We start from the raw sequence: 16,887 nt of genomic DNA on the forward strand, positions 1-16,887 counted from the left end.
GCGGCTATTATGGCCCAGGTCCAACGATAAAAATGAGGCGAATGTCATGTCTGAACCACTCGTGATTGTATTTCCCATCTATCAAGGTGTCACCCAACTCGACTTCACTGGCCCCTTGCAGTTCCTGCGCCGCATGCCGGGCGCGGAAATCATCGTCGCCTCGGTAGACGGCGCGGATGTCGAGTCGGAAGGCTTGCACTTCACCCAGTTGCGCCCGCTGCCGGAGATCCCGCGCTGCGACGTGCTGTGCGTGCCGGGCGGCAGCGGCTGCGCCCAGGCGCTGCAGGATAAAGCGTTCATGCAGCAAATCCGGCGGCTGGGGGCCGATGCCCGCTACCTGACCTCGGTATGCACCGGTTCGCTGATCCTGGCCGCCGCCGGTCTGCTGGCGGGCAAACGCGCCGCCTGCCACTGGTCGATGCGCGACAGCCTGAAGCTGTTCGGCGCCATACCCAGCGCTGCTCGCGTAGAACGCGACGGCAATGTGATCAGCGGCGGCGGCGTCACCGCCGGCATCGACTTTGCGCTGGCGCTGATCGCCGAACTGCACGGCGAAGACACCGCCCAAATGATCCAGCTTTATCTGGAATACGCCCCGGCGCCGCCGTTCGAGGGCGGCACGCCGGAACTGGCCCCGCCGCACATTTACGCCAGGGTACAGGCACAAATGGCGGAAAGCCTGGCGCGGCGCAGAGCGTTGGTGGCCCAAATCGCCCAAGGCTAGCGATCGGGCGTATACTTGCCCTTATGCGTCAGCCACATAAGGAGCAAGGAATGACCGATTTGGCCCACTACATTACGGACTACGGTTACTGGGCGTTGTTTATCGGCTGCCTGGCGGAAGGGGAAACCATCACGCTGCTGGGCGGCATCGCCGCCCATGAAGGCTTGCTGCACTGGCCGTGGGTGATCGCGGTGGTGGCGCTGGGCGGCATGATGGGAGACCAGCTGCTGTACTTCGCCGGCCGCCGGTTCGAAGGCCGCGTCATCTCGCGGCTCAAGGGGCAGGAAAAGCGCATCGCGCGCGCCAGAAGGCTGATCGCCCGCCACCCGATGCTGTTCGTTATCGGGGTGCGTTTCATGTACGGTTTCCGCATCATCGGCCCGGTGCTGATCGGCGCCAGCCGCCTGCCGCCGTCGCGCTTCGTGCCGCTCAATATCCTCGGCGCCATTCTCTGGGCGACGATCTTCGTCATGCTCGGCTATTTTGGCGGCCAGGCGATCGAACGCTTCGTTACCGGCTTCGACAAAAAGCTCTCCGGCCTGCTGTTTGTCGCGCTGGCGATCGCCGCCATCCTGCTGGTGCGTTTCTGGTGGCGTAAACGCCACCCGGAGTAAGCAAACGCAGCGGGCGTCAGCTTTCCTGCGGCGCCGCGCGCATCAGCTCGACCAGCTCGCGCGCCGCCTTGTCCAGCGGGCGGTTCTTCAGCCAGATCAAATGCATCGGCAAGCGCAGCTCGTTCTTGGTGTTTTTGAATTTCAGCCGCACCAGCCTCCCCTGCGCCAGCAGCGGCTCGGCCAGCGACAGCGGGAAGTTGCCCCAGCCCAGGCCCGCCTCCACCATGTTCAGCGCCATCGGCAGGCTGTCGGTGCGCCAATACGCCTCCGCCACCTGCGGGCGCAGATCGCCGATCGGCAGATCGCGGCTGGCCACCATGATCTGCCGCACGTTGACCAGATCCTCGAGAAACAGCTCGCCCGCCGCGCCGTCCAGCGCCGGGTGCTGCGGCGACAGCATCGCCACCAGCGACTCCGCGCCGACGAAGTGGAACTGTTCTGCGCTGTTGATGTTCAGCCCGCCAAACGCCAGACAAACGCCGACGCGCTCCTGATGCAGCATATGCAGCACGTCGTCCTGCGGCGCGCTGAGCACTTCGATGTTCAGCAGCGGATAACGCTGCGACAGCGTTTTCACCGCCGCCAGCAGGCCGGCGCCGTTGATATCCGACGCCACGCCGATCGAGAGCCGGCTCTCCAGCCCCTGAGACAGTTCGATGGCGTGCACCTGCAGTTGCTTGAGCTGCCCGGCGATCAGGCGGGCGTGCGGCGCCAGAGCCAGCGCCAGCGCGGTCGGCGTCGGTTCGCGGTGAGAACGGTCGAACAAGGCAAAACCGAGCTCCGCCTCCATGTTGGCGATAGCCATGCTGACGGCGGACGGCACGCGCCGCAGCGCGCGGGCGGCCGCGGAAAACGAGCCGCGATCGAGCACCGCCAAAAACAGTTCGATATTGTCGCTGGAGAAATTCATTGTTTAACTTGTCAATAAAACTGACAGCTCCTGACTTTTTCTATCAATGTGATTGACGTTATCTTAGCCGCCGTCACCACAGAGGCAACTAAAAACAGATCGGGAGAAAACGATGCAAGGCGTCAAACGCAAACTGGTGTATGTCACCGCTTATGAAATCATCGGCATGGCGATCTCGGCGCTGGGGCTGGCGCTGCTGTCAGGCCATGCGCCAAGCAGCACCGGGCCGCTGGCGGTGGTGATCACCACCATTGCGGTCAGCTGGAACTTTATTTACAACTATTTATTCGAGTGGTGGGAAAGCCGCCAGGCGTCGCGCACCCGCACGCTCAAACGCCGCATTTTGCACGCCGTCGGCTTTCAGCTGACGCTGGTGGTGTATCTGATCCCGCTGATCGCCTGGTGGATGGGCATCACGCTGTGGCAGGCGCTGCTGCTGGATATGGCGTTGATCGTCATCATTCCTTGCTACACCTTCCTGTTTAACTGGGCGTTCGACAAGCTGTTCGGCCTGCCCGCATCGGCCCTGCCGGCCGGTGAATCGGCCTAAGACTCGCTACGCACCCACCGACCCGCTGCTGATCCCATTTTCTGCGCGGGTCGCCATTTCCTTCCCCCTTAATTCTCACCGCGAAATATAAGAACAACACCCTGTAATTTGCACGGTAATTATTATTTTGTGATTTTAATCACTTTTTATTCTTCGATATTTCCGTCTTGATAAAACATCACATCTTTTTGAATAATATATCCTTTTATATTTGGATTAAAAAATAAACACAATTGTTCACGTTTTATGCGCAGTATTTTTTGCCACCATTACGGAGAAAAGGTAGCATGCTTCGCCGTTATTTTAATGATGGCTGTATACACAATAAACAGCGGAATGATGCCACGACCTCATTCTCATGACGATTGGTCATAGCAATCGTTTGCTCTCGTTAAGAGCAGGGTTAACATAGACAGGTAAACAGGACGGATAATGCACTCACAAAAAAAGTCGGCGGATGACAAACACGCCGCCAGAAGACGCTGGCTAGACTCTCATGAATCCGGTTATCACAAAAGCATGGGCAACCGGCAAATCCAAATGATCGCCATCGGCGGCTCCATCGGTACCGGCTTGTTCCTCGGTACCGGCGGCCGTCTCGAGTTGGCCGGGCCGGCGCTGGCGCTGGTCTACCTGGTGTGCGGGATCTTCTCTTTCTTCATCCTGCGCGCGCTGGGCGAACTGGTGCTGCATCGCCCTTCCAGCGGCAGCTTCGTTTCTTACGCCCGCGAATTCCTCGGTGAGAAAGCCTCTTACGTCGCCGGCTGGATGTATTTCCTCAACTGGGCGATGACCGGCATCGTCGACATCACTGCCGTGGCGCTGTACATGCACTACTGGGGCACCTTCGCCGACGTGCCGCAGTGGCTGTTTGCCCTCGGCGCGCTCGGCATCGTCGCCACCATGAACATGATCGGCGTGAAGTGGTTCGCCGAAATGGAGTTCTGGTTCGCGCTGATCAAGGTCGTCGCCATCGCGCTGTTCCTGATTGTCGGCGTCGTCTTCCTCGGCACCGGCACCCCGGTCGCCGGCCACACCACCGGCATGCACCTGATCACCGAAAACGGCGGCATGTTCCCGCACGGCCTGCTGCCGGCGCTGGTGCTGGTGCAAGGGGTGATCTTCGCCTTCGCCGGCATCGAGCTTATCGGCACCGCCGCCGGCGAGTGTAAAGATCCGGCTAAAATGATGCCCAAAGCGATCAACAGCGTGATCTGGCGCATCGGTCTGTTCTACGTCGGCTCCGTGGTGCTGCTGGTGCTGCTGCTGCCGTGGAACGCCTATCAGGCCGGCCAAAGCCCGTTTGTCACCTTCTTCAGCAAGCTGGGCGTGCCTTACATCGGCACCATCATGAACATCGTGGTGTTGACCGCCGCGCTGTCCAGCCTCAACTCCGGCCTCTATTCCACCGGCCGCATCCTGCGTTCGCTGGCGATGGGCGGCTCCGCGCCGAAGCTGATGGCTAAAATGAGCAGCCAGCAGGTGCCTTACGCCGGCATCCTGGTTACCTGCGGCATCTACGTGATCGGCGTGGTGCTCAACTACCTGGTGCCGTCGCGGGTATTCGAGATCGTGCTGAACATCGCCTCACTGGGCATCATCGCCTCCTGGGCGTTTATCATCGTTTGCCAGATGCGCCTGCGCAAAGCCGTGCGCGAAGGCCGTGCGCAGCCGGTATCGTTCAGAATGCCGGGCGCGCCGTTCACCTCCTGGCTGACGCTGGCGTTCCTGCTGATCGTGGTGGTGATGATGGCGTTCGACTACCCGAACGGCACCTGGACCATCGCCACCATTCCGGTGCTGGCGGTGCTGCTGACGCTGGGCTGGTTCGGCCTGCGCAAGCGCGCGCAGGAAGTGAAGCTGGAGCAGCAGGCTCACGAAGAGCAGAACCCGCGCTGAATCGACAAACCGCCCTCCGGGGCGGTTTTTTTATCCGCTATAACCGGCCGTAAAAGGTCATTCTGGCGCTTTCCGACAGCATGACATCCGGCTGCGCATTGTAGGCCAGCACCACCAGCATGCGCGTGGTGTCGCCTTCGGTCGGCGTCACCCGGTGCATGGCGTTGCGCCCGCGAAACAGCACCAGATCCCCCTCCTCGATCGCCAACTGTTTGACCGCCCGCTCGCCGTCCAGCACCTGCGTGACCCCGGCATAGTTCATCTCGCCGCGATCGGCGTCGCGCAGGTTCTCAACGTATTCAAAACGGCCGCCCGCCTGCGGTTTCTGGATCAGCAGCGTGATGGCAAACGAGGAGTTGTCAAAATGCCAGCCCAGCTCCTGACCGGCGTGGGCGTAATGCAGGTTGATCGACGACAGCCGATCGGCGTAGGGATACAGCTGCGCCTCATCCAACACCGCGCAGAGAAACTCGCGAAACGCCGGGGCGTCGTACAGCGCGCGCAGCGGCGACTGCAGCGGAATATCCTCGTCGGTAATGCAGCCCTTGGACGACGACACCAGCCGGTTGCGCGCGTGATCGGCCGGCAGCGCGTCGTCCTGCGGGCGCAGATACACGTTGTGTTGGCTGGTGGCATAAAACGCCGCATGGTGCTGTTCGGCGCCCTCCAACCTTACCGTTGCCAGCGCGGCGGCGCGCAGAAATCCCGGCAGCACCAGCGCACCGGCGCGCGCCAGCGTTTGCTGGCAACGGGCGCGGAACGCGGCGTCGTCGATGGGATGGGCGGACAGATCGATAATATCGGCAAGTGACGGCATGACGTTCCCCTCGTGTGCGAAAGCCGGATGCCTCTCACTGTAGCGAATGCCGCATTGCCGCCATAACAAAAATACGTTATGGATAAGCTAACGAATTCTTAGCGATAAGCCCTTCTCATGCACTCACCGTCCCGTGCGCGCTTGCCCAAGCTGAGCGCCATTCTGGCGTTCGAAACCGCCGCTCGCACCGGCAGCCTGGCTCGCGCGGCGGATGCGCTGGCGCTGACCGCCGCCGCCGTCAGCCAGCAGATCCGCCAGCTCGAACAACATCTGGGCATCACGCTGTTCATTCGCGCCAAAAGCGGCGTCACGCTGACCGAGCAGGGCGCGGACTACCTGGCCTACGTGCAGGAGGCGTTTGAAACGCTGCGCGTGGCGCAGCAGCACGTGGAACGCCAGCGCGGCAAGCAGACGCTGACGGTGTTCACCCTGCCGGCATTGGCCTCCAAATGGCTGAACCCGGCGCTGGGCGACTGGCTGGCGCAGTGCCCCGACGGCGATCTGCGGCTGCACGCGACCCATGCGGCGGTCGATTTCGCCCATTCGGCGGCGGATTTCGCCCTGTGCTTCGGCGATCAGGATTACCCGCTGCTGGAAAAGGCGCGGCTGTTTCAGGATCGGGTGCAGCCGGTATGCAGCCCGGCGCTGCGCGATCGCGGCGACTGGACGCAGCTGCCGCTGATCCACGTCGACTGGGGCAAGGAGAGCCAGTTTTTGCCGGGCTGGCACGAGTGGTTCACCGCCGCCGATCGGTCGCCGCCGCCGCGGCGCGGGCTGACCTATAACCTGACCTCGCTGGCCATCGACGCCGCCGTGCAAGGGCACGGGGTGCTGCTCGGCCAGCGGCGGCTGATCGCCCGTGAACTGGCTGAGGGCCAACTGGTCACGCTGGCCGAACCGGCGCTGCCGCTCAGCAAACCCTACTACGTGGTTTACCCGCCGCGCACGCTGGAAAAACCCGGCGCAGCGGCGTTTCTCCGTTGGTTGCAGGCGCTGGCTCAGCGCGCGGTATAACCGCCGTCGATGCTGTAAAACGCGCCGGTGGTGAAACTGCTGTCGTCCGAAAGCAGGAAAGCCACCGTTTTCGCCACCTCTTCCCGCGTCGCCATCCTCCCCATCGGGTGCGAAGCGGCCATCTGCGCCCGCGCCGACGCCGGCAGTTCCCCCATCGCCGGCGTATCCACATAGCCCGGCCCGACGGCATTGACGCGCACGCCGCGCGTGGCGAATTCCAGCGCCGCCGAGCGCGTCAGGCCCAGCACGCCATGCTTGGCGGCGGTATAAGGTGCGATCCCAGCAATGCCCACCACGCCGTTGGCGGAAGAGAGGTTCACCACCGCCCCGCCGCCGCCGGCAACGATCGCCGGCAGGCCATACTTCATACCGAAAAACGTGCCGCTCAGGCAAGTGGCGATCACCTCATGCCACTCGTCGACCGCGTACCGATCGATATCCACCTCGTGCGGGCCGGTGATCCCGGCGTTGTTGACCAGCAGATGCAGCGCGCCGCTGCGCCGCACGGTCTCTTCAATACCCTGCTGTACCGACTGCGCATCGCGCACGTCCATCCGCAACGTCATCACCCGCCGGCCGTCAGGATCGAGCCGCGCGGCGGCGGCGGTGAGAGACGCTGCGTGGCGGCCGGTCATCACCACCGTGGCTCCGCGCCGAAACAGCTCGGCGGCGATCGCTTCGCCAATGCCGGTGGACGCGCCGGTCACCAGCGCCACCCGATGTTTGAAATCTTGCATAGCCGTTCTCCTGCAACGTTGAACTCAGGGGAACAGGCTAGCGCCGGCAAGTGACAGTTTGCGGCAGCAGCGACAGCGCAGCACGTAATGCGCTCACAAACGCCGCAAAGCCCGCTATTTTATGCCTACTTTTTCTCATGCGAGACACCCTGTGGATACCCAACGCTACCTGCAGCATATCGGCTTTGCCGGCGCCGCCCGCCCTGATCTCCCCACGTTGCAACAGCTGCACCATCGCCACATGCTGAGCGTACCGTTCGAGAACCTGAGCATTATTTATCATCAGGGCATTCAGTTGGCGCCCGAAGCGCTGTTCAGCAAGGTGGTGGAGCGTAACCGCGGCGGTTTCTGTTATGAGCTGAACACGCTGTTCGCCCTGCTGCTGCGGGAGATCGGTTTCAAGGTGAGCTTCATCTCCGGCGAGATCCGCGCGCGCGACGGCCATTTCGGCCCGCCCTACGACCATCTGGCGCTGCGGGTGGATCTGGCGGAGCAGGCCTGGCTGGTGGACGTCGGTTTCGGCGATTCCTTCCTGACGCCGCTGAAGATCGTCGCCGCCGAGCCGCAACCGCAGGCCAGCGGCACCTTCCACCTGGAGCGGGAAGGCGAGTATTACCTGCTGGAGCGCCGCAACGGCGACCAACGCTCGCATGCCAAAACGCTGTATCGCTTTACCGTTCAGCCGCGCGAGTTGCACGAGTTCGACGAGATGTGCCGGTTCCACAGCACCTCGTCGCAGTCGCATTTCACCCAACGCCTGGTGTGTTCACGGCCGACGGAACACGGCCGGGTGACCCTCAGCGACATGAAGCTGATCGTGACCGAAGATCACCAGCGCCACGAAACGACGCTGCATTCGGAAGAGGAACGCCGCGCCGCGCTGTGGCAGCATTTCGCCATCGATTTGGATCGTTGACGGCGCCGGCGGCGTAATACTGGTCAGTTAGCGTTTTTCTGAACGTATTTGTGCAGTTTTCGGTCGATAAAGATGAAATGCGCCATGAGGCTCCCACACCTCGACCGAGCCAGGGGCCGAAGGCGCGGCCTCTCCAATTGCCGTTCATTGTAGTAACAGAGAAATTCTGGGCATTTACGGCAATTCATCCTGCACGCCACGTACAGAGACTGGATAAAAAAATGCCAGTCAGGCTTAAGTGACCAGCATTACGCACAACGGTATCCTTTTATTACGATTCTGTTACATCGATTGCATAACCGCGCTTGGCTGATTGCCAGCACCGCGGCGGCAGGCATCATAGGGTCATGATTCGGCAACAGAGTGCGAAAATGATCCGTGTGATACTGGTGGATGACCATGTGGTGGTGCGCTCCGGCTTTGCGCAATTGCTCAGCCTCGAAGACGATCTCAACGTGGTGGGGCAATACAGCAGCGCGGCGGCAGCCTGGCCGGCATTGCTGCGCGACGACGTCAGCGTCGCGGTGATGGACATCGCCATGCCGGATGAAAACGGCCTGAGCCTGTTGAAACGCCTGCGGGCGCAGAAGCCGCAGTTCCGCGCGATCATCCTCAGTATCTATGACTCCCCGACCTTCGTGCAGAGCGCGCTGGATGCCGGCGCCAGCGGCTATCTGACCAAACGCTGCGGGCCGGAAGAACTGGTGCAGGCGGTGCGCTCCGTCGATATGGGCGGCCATTACCTGTGCGCCGACGCGCTGCGGGCGCTGCGCGGCGGCGAGCAGCCGGCCACGGCGCTGGAAGCGTTGACCCCGCGCGAGCGCGAGATCTTCGATCTGCTGGTCAAAGGCGACAGCGTAAAGGAGATCGCGTTCAAGCTCGATCTCAGCCATAAAACGGTGCACGTGCATCGCGCCAACGTCCTGGGCAAGCTGCAGTGCAACAGCACCATCGAGCTGGTGCATTTCGCCCTCGACCATCAGCTGCTGGCGGGGCATTGATGTCACCTCGCTTCCGGCCCTGGGTTATCTCGCTGTTTATCCTGTTGGCCTGGGGCAGCGGCTGGCTGATGCTGTGGACGCTCGGTTTCTATCTGACCCACAACGGCAATCAGGCGGCGCTGTTTCTGCCTCACGGCGTCTATCTCGCGCTGCTGATCCTGCTGGCGCGCCGCTATTGGCCCGCCCTGATGATACCGCCGGTGCTGCTGCTGTTCTGGCTGCACGGCGAACGCCTGCTGAGCGGCTACAGCCTGCTGGCCGCGCCGTTCATCACCCTGCTCCCGGCCGCGCTCGCGCAGCGGTTCTGGCGCCGTTTTCCGCTCTACTGGCAGCGGCTGACGCTGCTGCTGGCCGCCGTGACCGCCGCCTCGTTGCTCAATACCGCCCTGCTTGCGCCTTTCGCGCACAGCCCGGCGATGCTGCTCGGCCTGGCGTCGTTTACCGGCGGCGTCTTGCTGACCCCGTTCGTCTACCTGATCTTTGAATTTCTGCGCCAGCAGCACCGTTACCACCTGCTGGGGCTGGACACCACCAACCCGCCGCTGCGCGCCTCCTTAATCATCTGGTGCAGCCTGTTTTTCGTTATCGGCATCGGCACCCAGATGGTGCTGTCGCCGGAAATCGAACGCCTGCTGCTGATCGTGGTGTTTCTGCCGAACGTGGTGATGGCGTGGAAGTTCGGTTGGCAGGGCGGCGTGCTGTCCGGCCTGCTCGGCAGCATGATGATCACCCTCGCCCGGCAGGTCGGCGTGGGGTTCGGCAATCTGGTCGAGCTGGAAATCTTTCTGGCGACGCAGGCGCTGCTCGGCATCGGTTTGGGCATCGCCATCAGCCGCCAGCAACACCTGGCGCAAAACCTGCACCATTATCGCCGACGGCTGGAAGAAGAGCTGGCGGCGCGGCGGGCGCTGACCGAAAAACTGATCCACACCGAAGAAGACACGCGGAAAAACCTGGCGCGCGAGTTGCACGATGAAATCGGCCAGAACATCACCGCGATTCAAATTCAGTCGCAGCTGGTCAAGCGGGCGCGCGATCCGGCGCAAACCCAGGCCGCCGCGAACCAGATAGCCGATCTCGCCCGGCGCATTCATCACTCCACGCGCCAGCTGCTGCGCCAGCTTCGCCCGCCCGCACTGGACGAGCTGGCGTTCAAAGACGCGCTTCACCACCTGCTGAATGAATTCGCCTTCAGCGAACGAGGCATCCGTTGCCGTTTCGACTACCGACTCATCGACACGCCCGCCGGCGAGACGGTGCGCTTCACCCTCTACCGGCTGCTGCAAGAGCTGCTCAACAACGTGTGCAAACACGCCGAAGCCAGCGAAGTCGCCATCGTCTTGCATCAACAGGGTGAGCTTTTGCACCTCGAGGTGCGGGACAACGGCATCGGCATCCGTGCGGACAAGGTGCCCGGCTTCGGCATTCAGGGGATGCGCGAACGGGTCAGCGCGCTCGGCGGCGAACTGACGCTGGAAACGCAGCGCGGCACCCGAGTAATTGTTAACCTGCCCACAAATTTGCAACAAACCGCCGACTAACTAGGAAAAAGTCTTAGCCACTCCGGACTTTCTCTCATCCCCTTTCCCTTTCACCTTCTTATAGTCAGCACCAGGGAGGCGGCTATGCAAGCACGCTCGGCATCTGAAATCGATCATCGTTACCGCGCGCTGCGCCCGCGCCTGCTGCTGTATATGGTCATCGGGTACGCCGCCTTTTACCTGACGCGCAAAAGCGTGAATTACGTGCTGCCGGCGCTGCAAACGGATTTGGGGCTGGATAAAGGGGACATCGGCCTGCTCGGCTCGCTGTTTTATCTGAGCTACGGCCTGTCGAAATTCGCCGCCGGGTTGTGGCACGACGGCCATGGGCAGCGCGGGTTTATGGGGATCGGCCTGTTCGCCACCGGAGTGCTGAACGTGGCGTTCGCCTTCGGCGAATCGCTGACGCTGCTGCTGGCGGTCTGGGCGCTGAACGGCTTCTTTCAGGGCTGGGGCTGGCCGCCCTGCGCGCGGCTGCTGACCCACTGGTATTCGCGCAACGAGCGCGGCTTCTGGTGGGGCTGCTGGAATATGTCGATCAACCTCGGCGGCGCGATCGTGCCGCTGATCAGCGCCTTCGCCGCCCAGCGCTGGGGCTGGCAGGCGGCGATGTTGATCCCGGGGGCCGTCAGCATGGTGCTGGGCCTCTGGCTGACGCGGCGGCTGACAGGCACGCCGCAGGAAGAAGGCCTGCCGTCGGTCGGCCGGTGGCGCCACGATCCGCTGGAGCTGCGCCAGGAACAGCAAAGCCCGCCGATGGGGCTGTGGCGGATGTTGCGCACCACGATGCTGAAGAACCCGATGATCTGGCTGCTGGGCGTCTCTTACGTGCTGGTCTACCTGATCCGCATTGCGTTGAACGATTGGGGCAGCCTGTGGCTGACGGAAAGTCACGGCGTCAACCTGCTCAGCGCCAACGCGACGGTGATGCTGTTCGAGATAGGCGGCCTGCTCGGCGCGCTGTTCGCCGGCTGGGGCTCGGATGTGCTGTTCGGCGGGCAGCGCGCACCGATGATTTTGCTGTTCACGCTTGGGCTGATGGTGTCCGTCGCCGCGCTGTGGCTGGCGCCGGTGCATCACTACGCGCTGCTGGCGGGCTGTTTCTTTGCGGTGGGCTTCTTTGTTTTCGGCCCACAGATGCTGATTGGCCTCGCCGCCGTGGAATGCGGGCACAAAGGCGCCGCGGGCTCCATCACCGGCTTTCTCGGCCTGTTCGCCTATCTGGGGGCGGCGCTGGCGGGCTGGCCGCTGTCGCGGGTCATCGAAGGCTATGGCTGGTCAGGCATGTTCAGTTTGCTGTCGATCGCCGCCGTTCTTATGGGTTTATTGCTGATGCCGCTGCTGATGGCGAGCGTTACCACCTCTACCGAGAGAAGGATAAAACAATGAAAAAAACGTGGGTCACTACCCTGATAGCGTCCGGCATCGCGCTGGCGACGCTGAGCGGCGCCGCGCACGCCAAGGGCCGCCTGGTGGTTTACTGCAGCGCCACCAATGAAATGTGCGAAGCGGAAACCAAAGCCTTCGGCGAGAAATATGACGTGAAAACCTCGTTCATCCGCAACGGTTCCGGCAGCACGCTGGCAAAAGTGGACGCCGAGAAAAAGAACCCGCAGGCAGACGTCTGGTATGGCGGCACGCTCGATCCGCAATCCCAGGCCGGTGAAATGGGGCTGCTGCAGCCGTACAAATCGCCGAACCTCGAACAGGTGATGACGCAATTCCGCGATCCGGCCAAGCTGAAAGGCAACTACTCCTCGGCGGTCTACGTCGGCATTCTCGGCTTTGGCGTCAATACCCAGCGCCTGAAAGAGAAAAACCTGCCGGTGCCCAAGTGCTGGAAAGACCTGACCAAGCCGGAATACAAGGGCGAGATTCAAATCGCCGATCCGCAAAGTTCCGGCACCGCCTACACCGCGCTGGCGACCTTCGCCCAGCTGTGGGGAGACGATCAGGCGTTCGATTACCTCAAGCAGCTGAACGCCAACGTTTCGCAGTACACCAAGTCCGGCATTGCCCCGGCGCGCAACGCCGCCCGCGGTGAAACGGCGATCGGCATCGGTTTCCTGCATGACTACTCGCTCGAAAAGGAACAGGGCGCGCCGCTTGAGCTGATCTCGCCGTGTGAAGGCACCGGCTACGAAATCGGCGGCGTCAGCATCCTCAAAGGCGCGCGCAACCTCGACAACGCCAAGCTGTTCGTGGATTGGGTGTTGTCGAAAGAGGCGCAGGAGCTGGCGTGGAAGAAAGGCAAGTCCTATCAGATCCTGACCAATACCACCGCCGACACCTCGCCGAACTCGCTGAAGCTCGACGACCTGAAGCTGATCAACTACGACATGGACAAGTACGGCTCGACCGAGGTCCGCAAGGCGCTGATCAACAAATGGGTCAGCGAAGTCAAGATGGGTAAATAAGCCCACATTCTGCGCCTGTTGCCGGGTAAGCCTCACGCCTTACCCGGCCAGAACATCCGGGAAACTTATGTCACATACACATGCACTCCATCTCGTGAAAAAACGAGATGCGATATTCCTTTGGGTTTTGCTTGGCTGGCTGGCGTTCGCCCTGCTGCCGAGCTGGAGCCTGGATTACGGCCTGCTGGAGTCCACCGGCGATGAAATCCTCGCGGCCTACGGCTGGTCACACCGCAATATCAGCTGGCTTTGGTGCCTGTTGCCGAGTCTGCTGCTGCTTCGCCCCTACGCCGCGGCGGGCGGTGAACGGCGGCGGCGGCACGCGTTCGACGCCGGCTGGGCGCTGCTGTGCATGGCCTTTATCGTCGTCAGCGCCACGGTGGCGGGACGCGGCTTAGGCTACGCCACCCTGGTGCAATTGACCGCGCTGGGCGCCATCATGACGCTGGCGCTGACCCGCCTCGAATGGCTGGGCGGCGACCGTTTCGTTATCGGCGCACTGGTCACCATCGTGGCGCTGATCGGCGTCTTCATCGTCTGGCCGAGCATCGCGATTTTCATTCCGATGTTTACCGACCAGACGGGCGCGTTCGCGCCGCTGGCCTTTATGAACGTGCTGTCGCAGGCGCATATCGTTCAGGTGATCCTCAACTCCATCGCCCTGTCGATCGCGGTCGGCGCCGGCTGCACCTTCTTCGGCCTGGTGCTGGCGATTTACACCACCCGCATCGCCAAACGCAGCGCCATTATCGGCCGCATCTTCTCCATCCTGCCCATCGTCACGCCGCCGTTCGTCGTCGGCCTGGGCGTCACGCTGATGATGGGGCGCTCCGGCTACGTCACCGAGTGGATGGTGACCTGGTTCGGCCTGACCAACACCAACTGGCTGTATGGTTTTACCGGCATCTGGCTGGCGCAGGTGCTGGCGTTCACGCCGATGGCGTTCATGATCCTCGACGGCGCGATCAAGACTATTCATCCTTCGCTGGAAGAGGCCTCCTACACCCTGCGCGCCAGCCGTTGGCAAACCTTTAACGGCGTGTTCGTGCCGCTGCTGAAACCGGCGCTGGCCAACGCGTTTCTGATCGTGGTGGTGCAATCGCTGGCCGACTTCAGCAACCCGCTGGTGCTCGGCGGCAACTTCGACGTGCTGGCGACGCAAATCTATTTCTACATCACCGGCTCGCAGCTCGACTATCAGGCCGCCAGCACCCTCGGCGCCTTCCTGCTGCTGTTCTCGCTGCTGGTGTTCTGCATCCAGTACCTGTGGATCGGCAAGCGTTCCTACGTCACCGTGTCCGGCAAATCCTACCGCGGCGACGTGCAGCCGCTGCCGGTCACGCTGGTGTGGAGCGTGATCGCGCTGCTGGCGGTGTGGATCGCCTTTAACGCCCTGCTCTACGGCAGCATTTTCTACGGCAGCTTCACCGTCAACTGGGGGGTGGATTACACGCTGACGCTGGATAACTTCATCAAGCTGTTCGGCCAGGGCATGAGCGACGGCGCGTGGCCTTCGCTGCTCGACACGCTGCTGTACGCCGGGATCGCCGCGCCGATCACCGCCGCGTTCGGTCTGCTGATCGCCTGGATCGTGGTGCGCCAGCAGTTCAAGGGCAAAAAGACCATCGAGTTCACCACCATGCTGTGCTTTGCGGTGCCGGGCACCGTGGCGGGCGTCTCTTACATTCTCGCCTTCAACAGCGCGCCGGTGTACCTCACCGGGACGGCCGCCATCGTGATTATCTCGATGGTGATGCGCAACGTGCCGGTGGGCATTCGCGCCGGGATCGCCGGGCTGGGCCAGATAGACAAATCGCTGGACGAAGCCTCGCTCAGCCTGCGCGCCGGCTCGCTGCGCACCATCACGCACATTCTGCTGCCGCTGCTGCGCCCGGCGATCCTGTCGGCGCTGATCTACAGCTTCGTGCGCGCCATCACCACCGTCAGCGCCATCGTCTTCCTGGTCACTCCCGATACCCGCGTGGCCACCGCCTACATCCTCAACCGCGTGGAAGACGGCGAATACGGCGTGGCGATCGCCTACGGTTCAATTCTGATCGTGGTGATGCTGGCGATTATTTTCCTCTTTGACTGGCTGATCGGTGAGGCACGCATCTCCCGTTCAAAAGCCAAAAACCAGGCGTAATGGAGCCCATGATGAGCCAGAAAAATTTCGTTGAACTGCGTAATGTCTCCAAACGGTTCGGCAGCAACACGGTAATCGATAACATCACGCTCACCATCCCACGGGGGCAGATGGTGACGCTGCTCGGCCCTTCCGGCTGCGGCAAGACCACCATTTTGCGCCTGGTCGCCGGGCTGGAGAAACCGAGCGACGGGCAGATATTCATTGATGGTGAAGACGTCACCCATCGTTCTATCCAGCAGCGTGATATCTGCATGGTATTCCAGTCTTATGCCCTGTTCCCGCACATGTCGCTGGGGGAGAACGTCGGCTATGGCCTGAAGATGCTCGGCATTCCGCGCGCCGAAGTGAAAGCGCGCGTGCAGGAAGCGCTGGCGATGGTGGATCTGGCGGGGTTCGACGATCGCTATGTCGATCAGATCTCCGGCGGCCAACAGCAGCGCGTGGCGCTGGCGCGCGCGCTGATCCTCAAGCCGAAAGTGCTGCTGTTCGACGAGCCGTTGAGCAATCTCGACGCCAACCTGCGCCGCAGCATGCGCGAAAAGATCCGCGAGCTGCAAAAGCAGTTTGATATCACGTCGCTGTACGTCACCCACGATCAGAGCGAGGCCTTTGCGGTCTCAGACACCGTGCTGGTGATGAACAAAGGGCATATCATGCAGATGGGTTCGCCGCAGGATCTCTATCGGCAGCCCGCTTCGCGCTTTATGGCGAGCTTTATGGGGGACGCCAACCTGTTCCCGGCCAGTTTCAGCGCGGAACATGTCGATATCAGCGGCTATCGCCTGCCGCGCCCCGCGCACTTTGCCGCCCAGGGCGCCGGCATGGTGGGCGTGCGCCCGGAGGCGATCACGCTGAGCGGGCATGGCGATGAAAGCCAGCGCTGCGTGATCGAACATGTCGCCTACATGGGGCCGCAGTATGAGGTGACGGTGGCATGGCACGGACAGCAGATTTTGCTGCAGGTTAACGCCACCCGCCTGCAGCCGAACGTCGGCGAGCAGTATTATCTGGAAATTCATCCCTACGGCATGTTTATGCTGGCGGATGCGGCATAATAAGCATCACTCTTAAGCGTTAGAATAACGGCCATCCCGAACGGGATGGCCGAAAATAATCGCCAAAAACACCGTATTTATCTATTTTTACAATTCCACCCAAGTCCTTGTTCAGCCGAAAAATAAACATAACCACACCCACTAAAAAATAACCACCCAGTTCACTCAGGGTGATATTTTTATTTAAATAGGGTAAGCTTAATCCCGCAGTCGAAATTATTTAACGGCCAACTCAAGGAGAAATTCATGAGCAACAATGCAAACGCACAGGCGCAGCTGGATAATTTACGCAACGTCGCTTCCCAGCTGAAGGAAATGCGCCACTATGCGCAGGCGAATACCGAGACGCTCTCCGCACACTGGCTGGCCTTCGATCAGGGGGAATGCAAAAATAAGGCATTCGCCGAAGCCATTAACGACCTGTTGAATAAACAGGGCGCCTGTCTGGAAGGACTGGAAAAAACCATTCAGGATATCGAGATAGAATTGAACCGTCTCGACAAAGCCGCCTGATAATACCATTTTAAATAAACCCGCCGCGCG

The 16,887-nt window shown here is 61.6% G+C and carries 16 protein-coding genes; 13 read left to right on the top strand and 3 right to left on the bottom strand.

All coding sequences use genetic code 11. The features are described 5' to 3' along the window. Positions 1–46 precede the first annotated feature (46 nt). Both ACJ8KE_RS11410 and ACJ8KE_RS11415 read left to right on the top strand, forming a co-directional pair. Positions 47–724, top strand: a complete 678-nt coding sequence (locus ACJ8KE_RS11410) for a DJ-1/PfpI family protein (protein WP_305179184.1) — start codon at positions 47–49, stop codon at positions 722–724. Positions 725–774: 50 nt separating this feature from the next. Then, a complete protein-coding gene (locus ACJ8KE_RS11415) occupies positions 775–1,338 on the top strand; it encodes a DedA family protein (RefSeq protein WP_025301947.1) in 564 nt (187 codons plus the stop codon). A 16-nt stretch (positions 1,339–1,354) separates the two neighbouring features. Here ACJ8KE_RS11415 and ACJ8KE_RS11420 read toward each other — a convergent pair whose 3' ends face one another. Beyond that, entirely contained in the window at positions 1,355–2,248 is an 894-nt protein-coding gene (locus tag ACJ8KE_RS11420; protein WP_016928653.1) for a LysR family transcriptional regulator, read from the bottom strand. Positions 2,249–2,360: 112 nt separating this feature from the next. Here ACJ8KE_RS11420 and ACJ8KE_RS11425 point away from each other — a divergent pair, with 112 nt between their 5' ends. Together ACJ8KE_RS11425 and ansP are read left to right on the top strand one after the other, a co-directional pair. Further along, positions 2,361–2,798, top strand: a complete 438-nt coding sequence (locus ACJ8KE_RS11425; RefSeq protein WP_016928654.1) for a PACE efflux transporter — start codon at positions 2,361–2,363, stop codon at positions 2,796–2,798. 432 nt (positions 2,799–3,230) lie between these two features. Further along, a complete protein-coding gene (gene ansP / locus ACJ8KE_RS11430) occupies positions 3,231–4,697 on the top strand; it encodes an L-asparagine permease (protein WP_028127655.1) in 1,467 nt (488 codons plus the stop codon). A 37-nt stretch (positions 4,698–4,734) separates the two neighbouring features. On the opposite strand, the gene ACJ8KE_RS11435 is transcribed toward ansP, so the two are convergent. Then, complete coding sequence (locus ACJ8KE_RS11435) at positions 4,735–5,514, bottom strand: HalD/BesD family halogenase (protein WP_049299458.1); 780 nt, start codon at positions 5,512–5,514, stop codon at positions 4,735–4,737. 117 nt (positions 5,515–5,631) lie between these two features. On the opposite strand from ACJ8KE_RS11435, the gene ACJ8KE_RS11440 reads away from it, so the two are divergent. Then, positions 5,632–6,528 (top strand): LysR substrate-binding domain-containing protein, encoded by an 897-nt coding sequence (locus tag ACJ8KE_RS11440; protein ID WP_049299457.1) that lies wholly within the window; start codon positions 5,632–5,634, stop codon positions 6,526–6,528. Here the strand turns inward: ACJ8KE_RS11440 and ACJ8KE_RS11445 are convergent. Continuing rightward, positions 6,513–7,265, bottom strand: coding sequence for an SDR family NAD(P)-dependent oxidoreductase (locus tag ACJ8KE_RS11445; protein WP_016928658.1), 753 nt, complete (start codon positions 7,263–7,265; stop codon positions 6,513–6,515). The two genes, ACJ8KE_RS11440 and ACJ8KE_RS11445, sit on opposite strands and share 16 nt — an antisense overlap. 151 nt (positions 7,266–7,416) lie before the next feature. Here ACJ8KE_RS11445 and ACJ8KE_RS11450 point away from each other — a divergent pair, with 151 nt between their 5' ends. From ACJ8KE_RS11450 to ACJ8KE_RS11485, 8 genes are all read left to right on the top strand, one after another. Further along, on the top strand, positions 7,417–8,181 hold the full coding sequence (locus tag ACJ8KE_RS11450) for an arylamine N-acetyltransferase family protein (RefSeq protein WP_197783382.1): 765 nt from the start codon (positions 7,417–7,419) through the stop codon (positions 8,179–8,181). A gap of 371 nt (positions 8,182–8,552) precedes the next feature. Next, positions 8,553–9,182, top strand: coding sequence for a response regulator transcription factor (locus ACJ8KE_RS11455; RefSeq protein WP_049299527.1), 630 nt, complete (start codon positions 8,553–8,555; stop codon positions 9,180–9,182). Beyond that, entirely contained in the window at positions 9,182–10,723 is a 1,542-nt protein-coding gene (locus tag ACJ8KE_RS11460) for an MASE1 domain-containing sensor histidine kinase (RefSeq protein WP_016928665.1), read from the top strand. Before ACJ8KE_RS11455 ends, ACJ8KE_RS11460 begins: the two co-directional genes overlap by 1 nt. 60 nt (positions 10,724–10,783) lie before the next feature. After that, entirely contained in the window at positions 10,784–12,112 is a 1,329-nt protein-coding gene (gene uhpC, locus ACJ8KE_RS11465) for an MFS transporter family glucose-6-phosphate receptor UhpC (protein ID WP_286637366.1), read from the top strand. After that, positions 12,109–13,140: an ABC transporter substrate-binding protein gene (locus ACJ8KE_RS11470; RefSeq protein WP_016928667.1), complete on the top strand. Its 1,032-nt coding sequence runs from the start codon at positions 12,109–12,111 to the stop codon at positions 13,138–13,140. Before uhpC ends, ACJ8KE_RS11470 begins: the two co-directional genes overlap by 4 nt. Positions 13,141–13,207: 67 nt before the next feature. Next, positions 13,208–15,286, top strand: coding sequence for an ABC transporter permease (locus ACJ8KE_RS11475; protein WP_028127657.1), 2,079 nt, complete (start codon positions 13,208–13,210; stop codon positions 15,284–15,286). Between the two features lie 11 nt (positions 15,287–15,297). Beyond that, complete coding sequence (gene fbpC, locus ACJ8KE_RS11480; protein WP_115435710.1) at positions 15,298–16,344, top strand: ferric ABC transporter ATP-binding protein; 1,047 nt, start codon at positions 15,298–15,300, stop codon at positions 16,342–16,344. A gap of 246 nt (positions 16,345–16,590) precedes the next feature. Further along, entirely contained in the window at positions 16,591–16,857 is a 267-nt protein-coding gene (locus ACJ8KE_RS11485) for a hypothetical protein (protein WP_004939738.1), read from the top strand. The last annotated feature ends 30 nt before the right edge of the window (positions 16,858–16,887 follow it).

It is taken from the genome of Serratia sp. CY56464, from assembly GCF_052168435.1.
Taxonomy (GTDB): domain Bacteria; phylum Pseudomonadota; class Gammaproteobacteria; order Enterobacterales; family Enterobacteriaceae; genus Serratia; species Serratia marcescens.

What these genes read in the sequence shown, in the direction of transcription:
- ACJ8KE_RS11410 (WP_305179184.1), top strand. Translation starts at nt 47, where the DNA reads ATGTCTGAACCACTCGTGATTGTATTTCCCATCTATCAAGGTGTCACC.
- ACJ8KE_RS11415 (WP_025301947.1), top strand. Translation starts at nt 775, where the DNA reads ATGACCGATTTGGCCCACTACATTACGGACTACGGTTACTGGGCGTTG.
- ACJ8KE_RS11420 (WP_016928653.1), bottom strand. Translation starts at nt 2,248, where the DNA reads ATGAATTTCTCCAGCGACAATATCGAACTGTTTTTGGCGGTGCTCGAT.
- ACJ8KE_RS11425 (WP_016928654.1), top strand. Translation starts at nt 2,361, where the DNA reads ATGCAAGGCGTCAAACGCAAACTGGTGTATGTCACCGCTTATGAAATC.
- ansP (WP_028127655.1), top strand. Translation starts at nt 3,231, where the DNA reads ATGCACTCACAAAAAAAGTCGGCGGATGACAAACACGCCGCCAGAAGA.
- ACJ8KE_RS11435 (WP_049299458.1), bottom strand. Translation starts at nt 5,514, where the DNA reads ATGCCGTCACTTGCCGATATTATCGATCTGTCCGCCCATCCCATCGAC.
- ACJ8KE_RS11440 (WP_049299457.1), top strand. Translation starts at nt 5,632, where the DNA reads ATGCACTCACCGTCCCGTGCGCGCTTGCCCAAGCTGAGCGCCATTCTG.
- ACJ8KE_RS11445 (WP_016928658.1), bottom strand. Translation starts at nt 7,265, where the DNA reads ATGCAAGATTTCAAACATCGGGTGGCGCTGGTGACCGGCGCGTCCACC.
- ACJ8KE_RS11455 (WP_049299527.1), top strand. Translation starts at nt 8,553, where the DNA reads ATGATCCGTGTGATACTGGTGGATGACCATGTGGTGGTGCGCTCCGGC.
- ACJ8KE_RS11460 (WP_016928665.1), top strand. Translation starts at nt 9,182, where the DNA reads ATGTCACCTCGCTTCCGGCCCTGGGTTATCTCGCTGTTTATCCTGTTG.
- ACJ8KE_RS11470 (WP_016928667.1), top strand. Translation starts at nt 12,109, where the DNA reads ATGAAAAAAACGTGGGTCACTACCCTGATAGCGTCCGGCATCGCGCTG.
- ACJ8KE_RS11475 (WP_028127657.1), top strand. Translation starts at nt 13,208, where the DNA reads ATGTCACATACACATGCACTCCATCTCGTGAAAAAACGAGATGCGATA.
- fbpC (WP_115435710.1), top strand. Translation starts at nt 15,298, where the DNA reads ATGAGCCAGAAAAATTTCGTTGAACTGCGTAATGTCTCCAAACGGTTC.
- ACJ8KE_RS11485 (WP_004939738.1), top strand. Translation starts at nt 16,591, where the DNA reads ATGAGCAACAATGCAAACGCACAGGCGCAGCTGGATAATTTACGCAAC.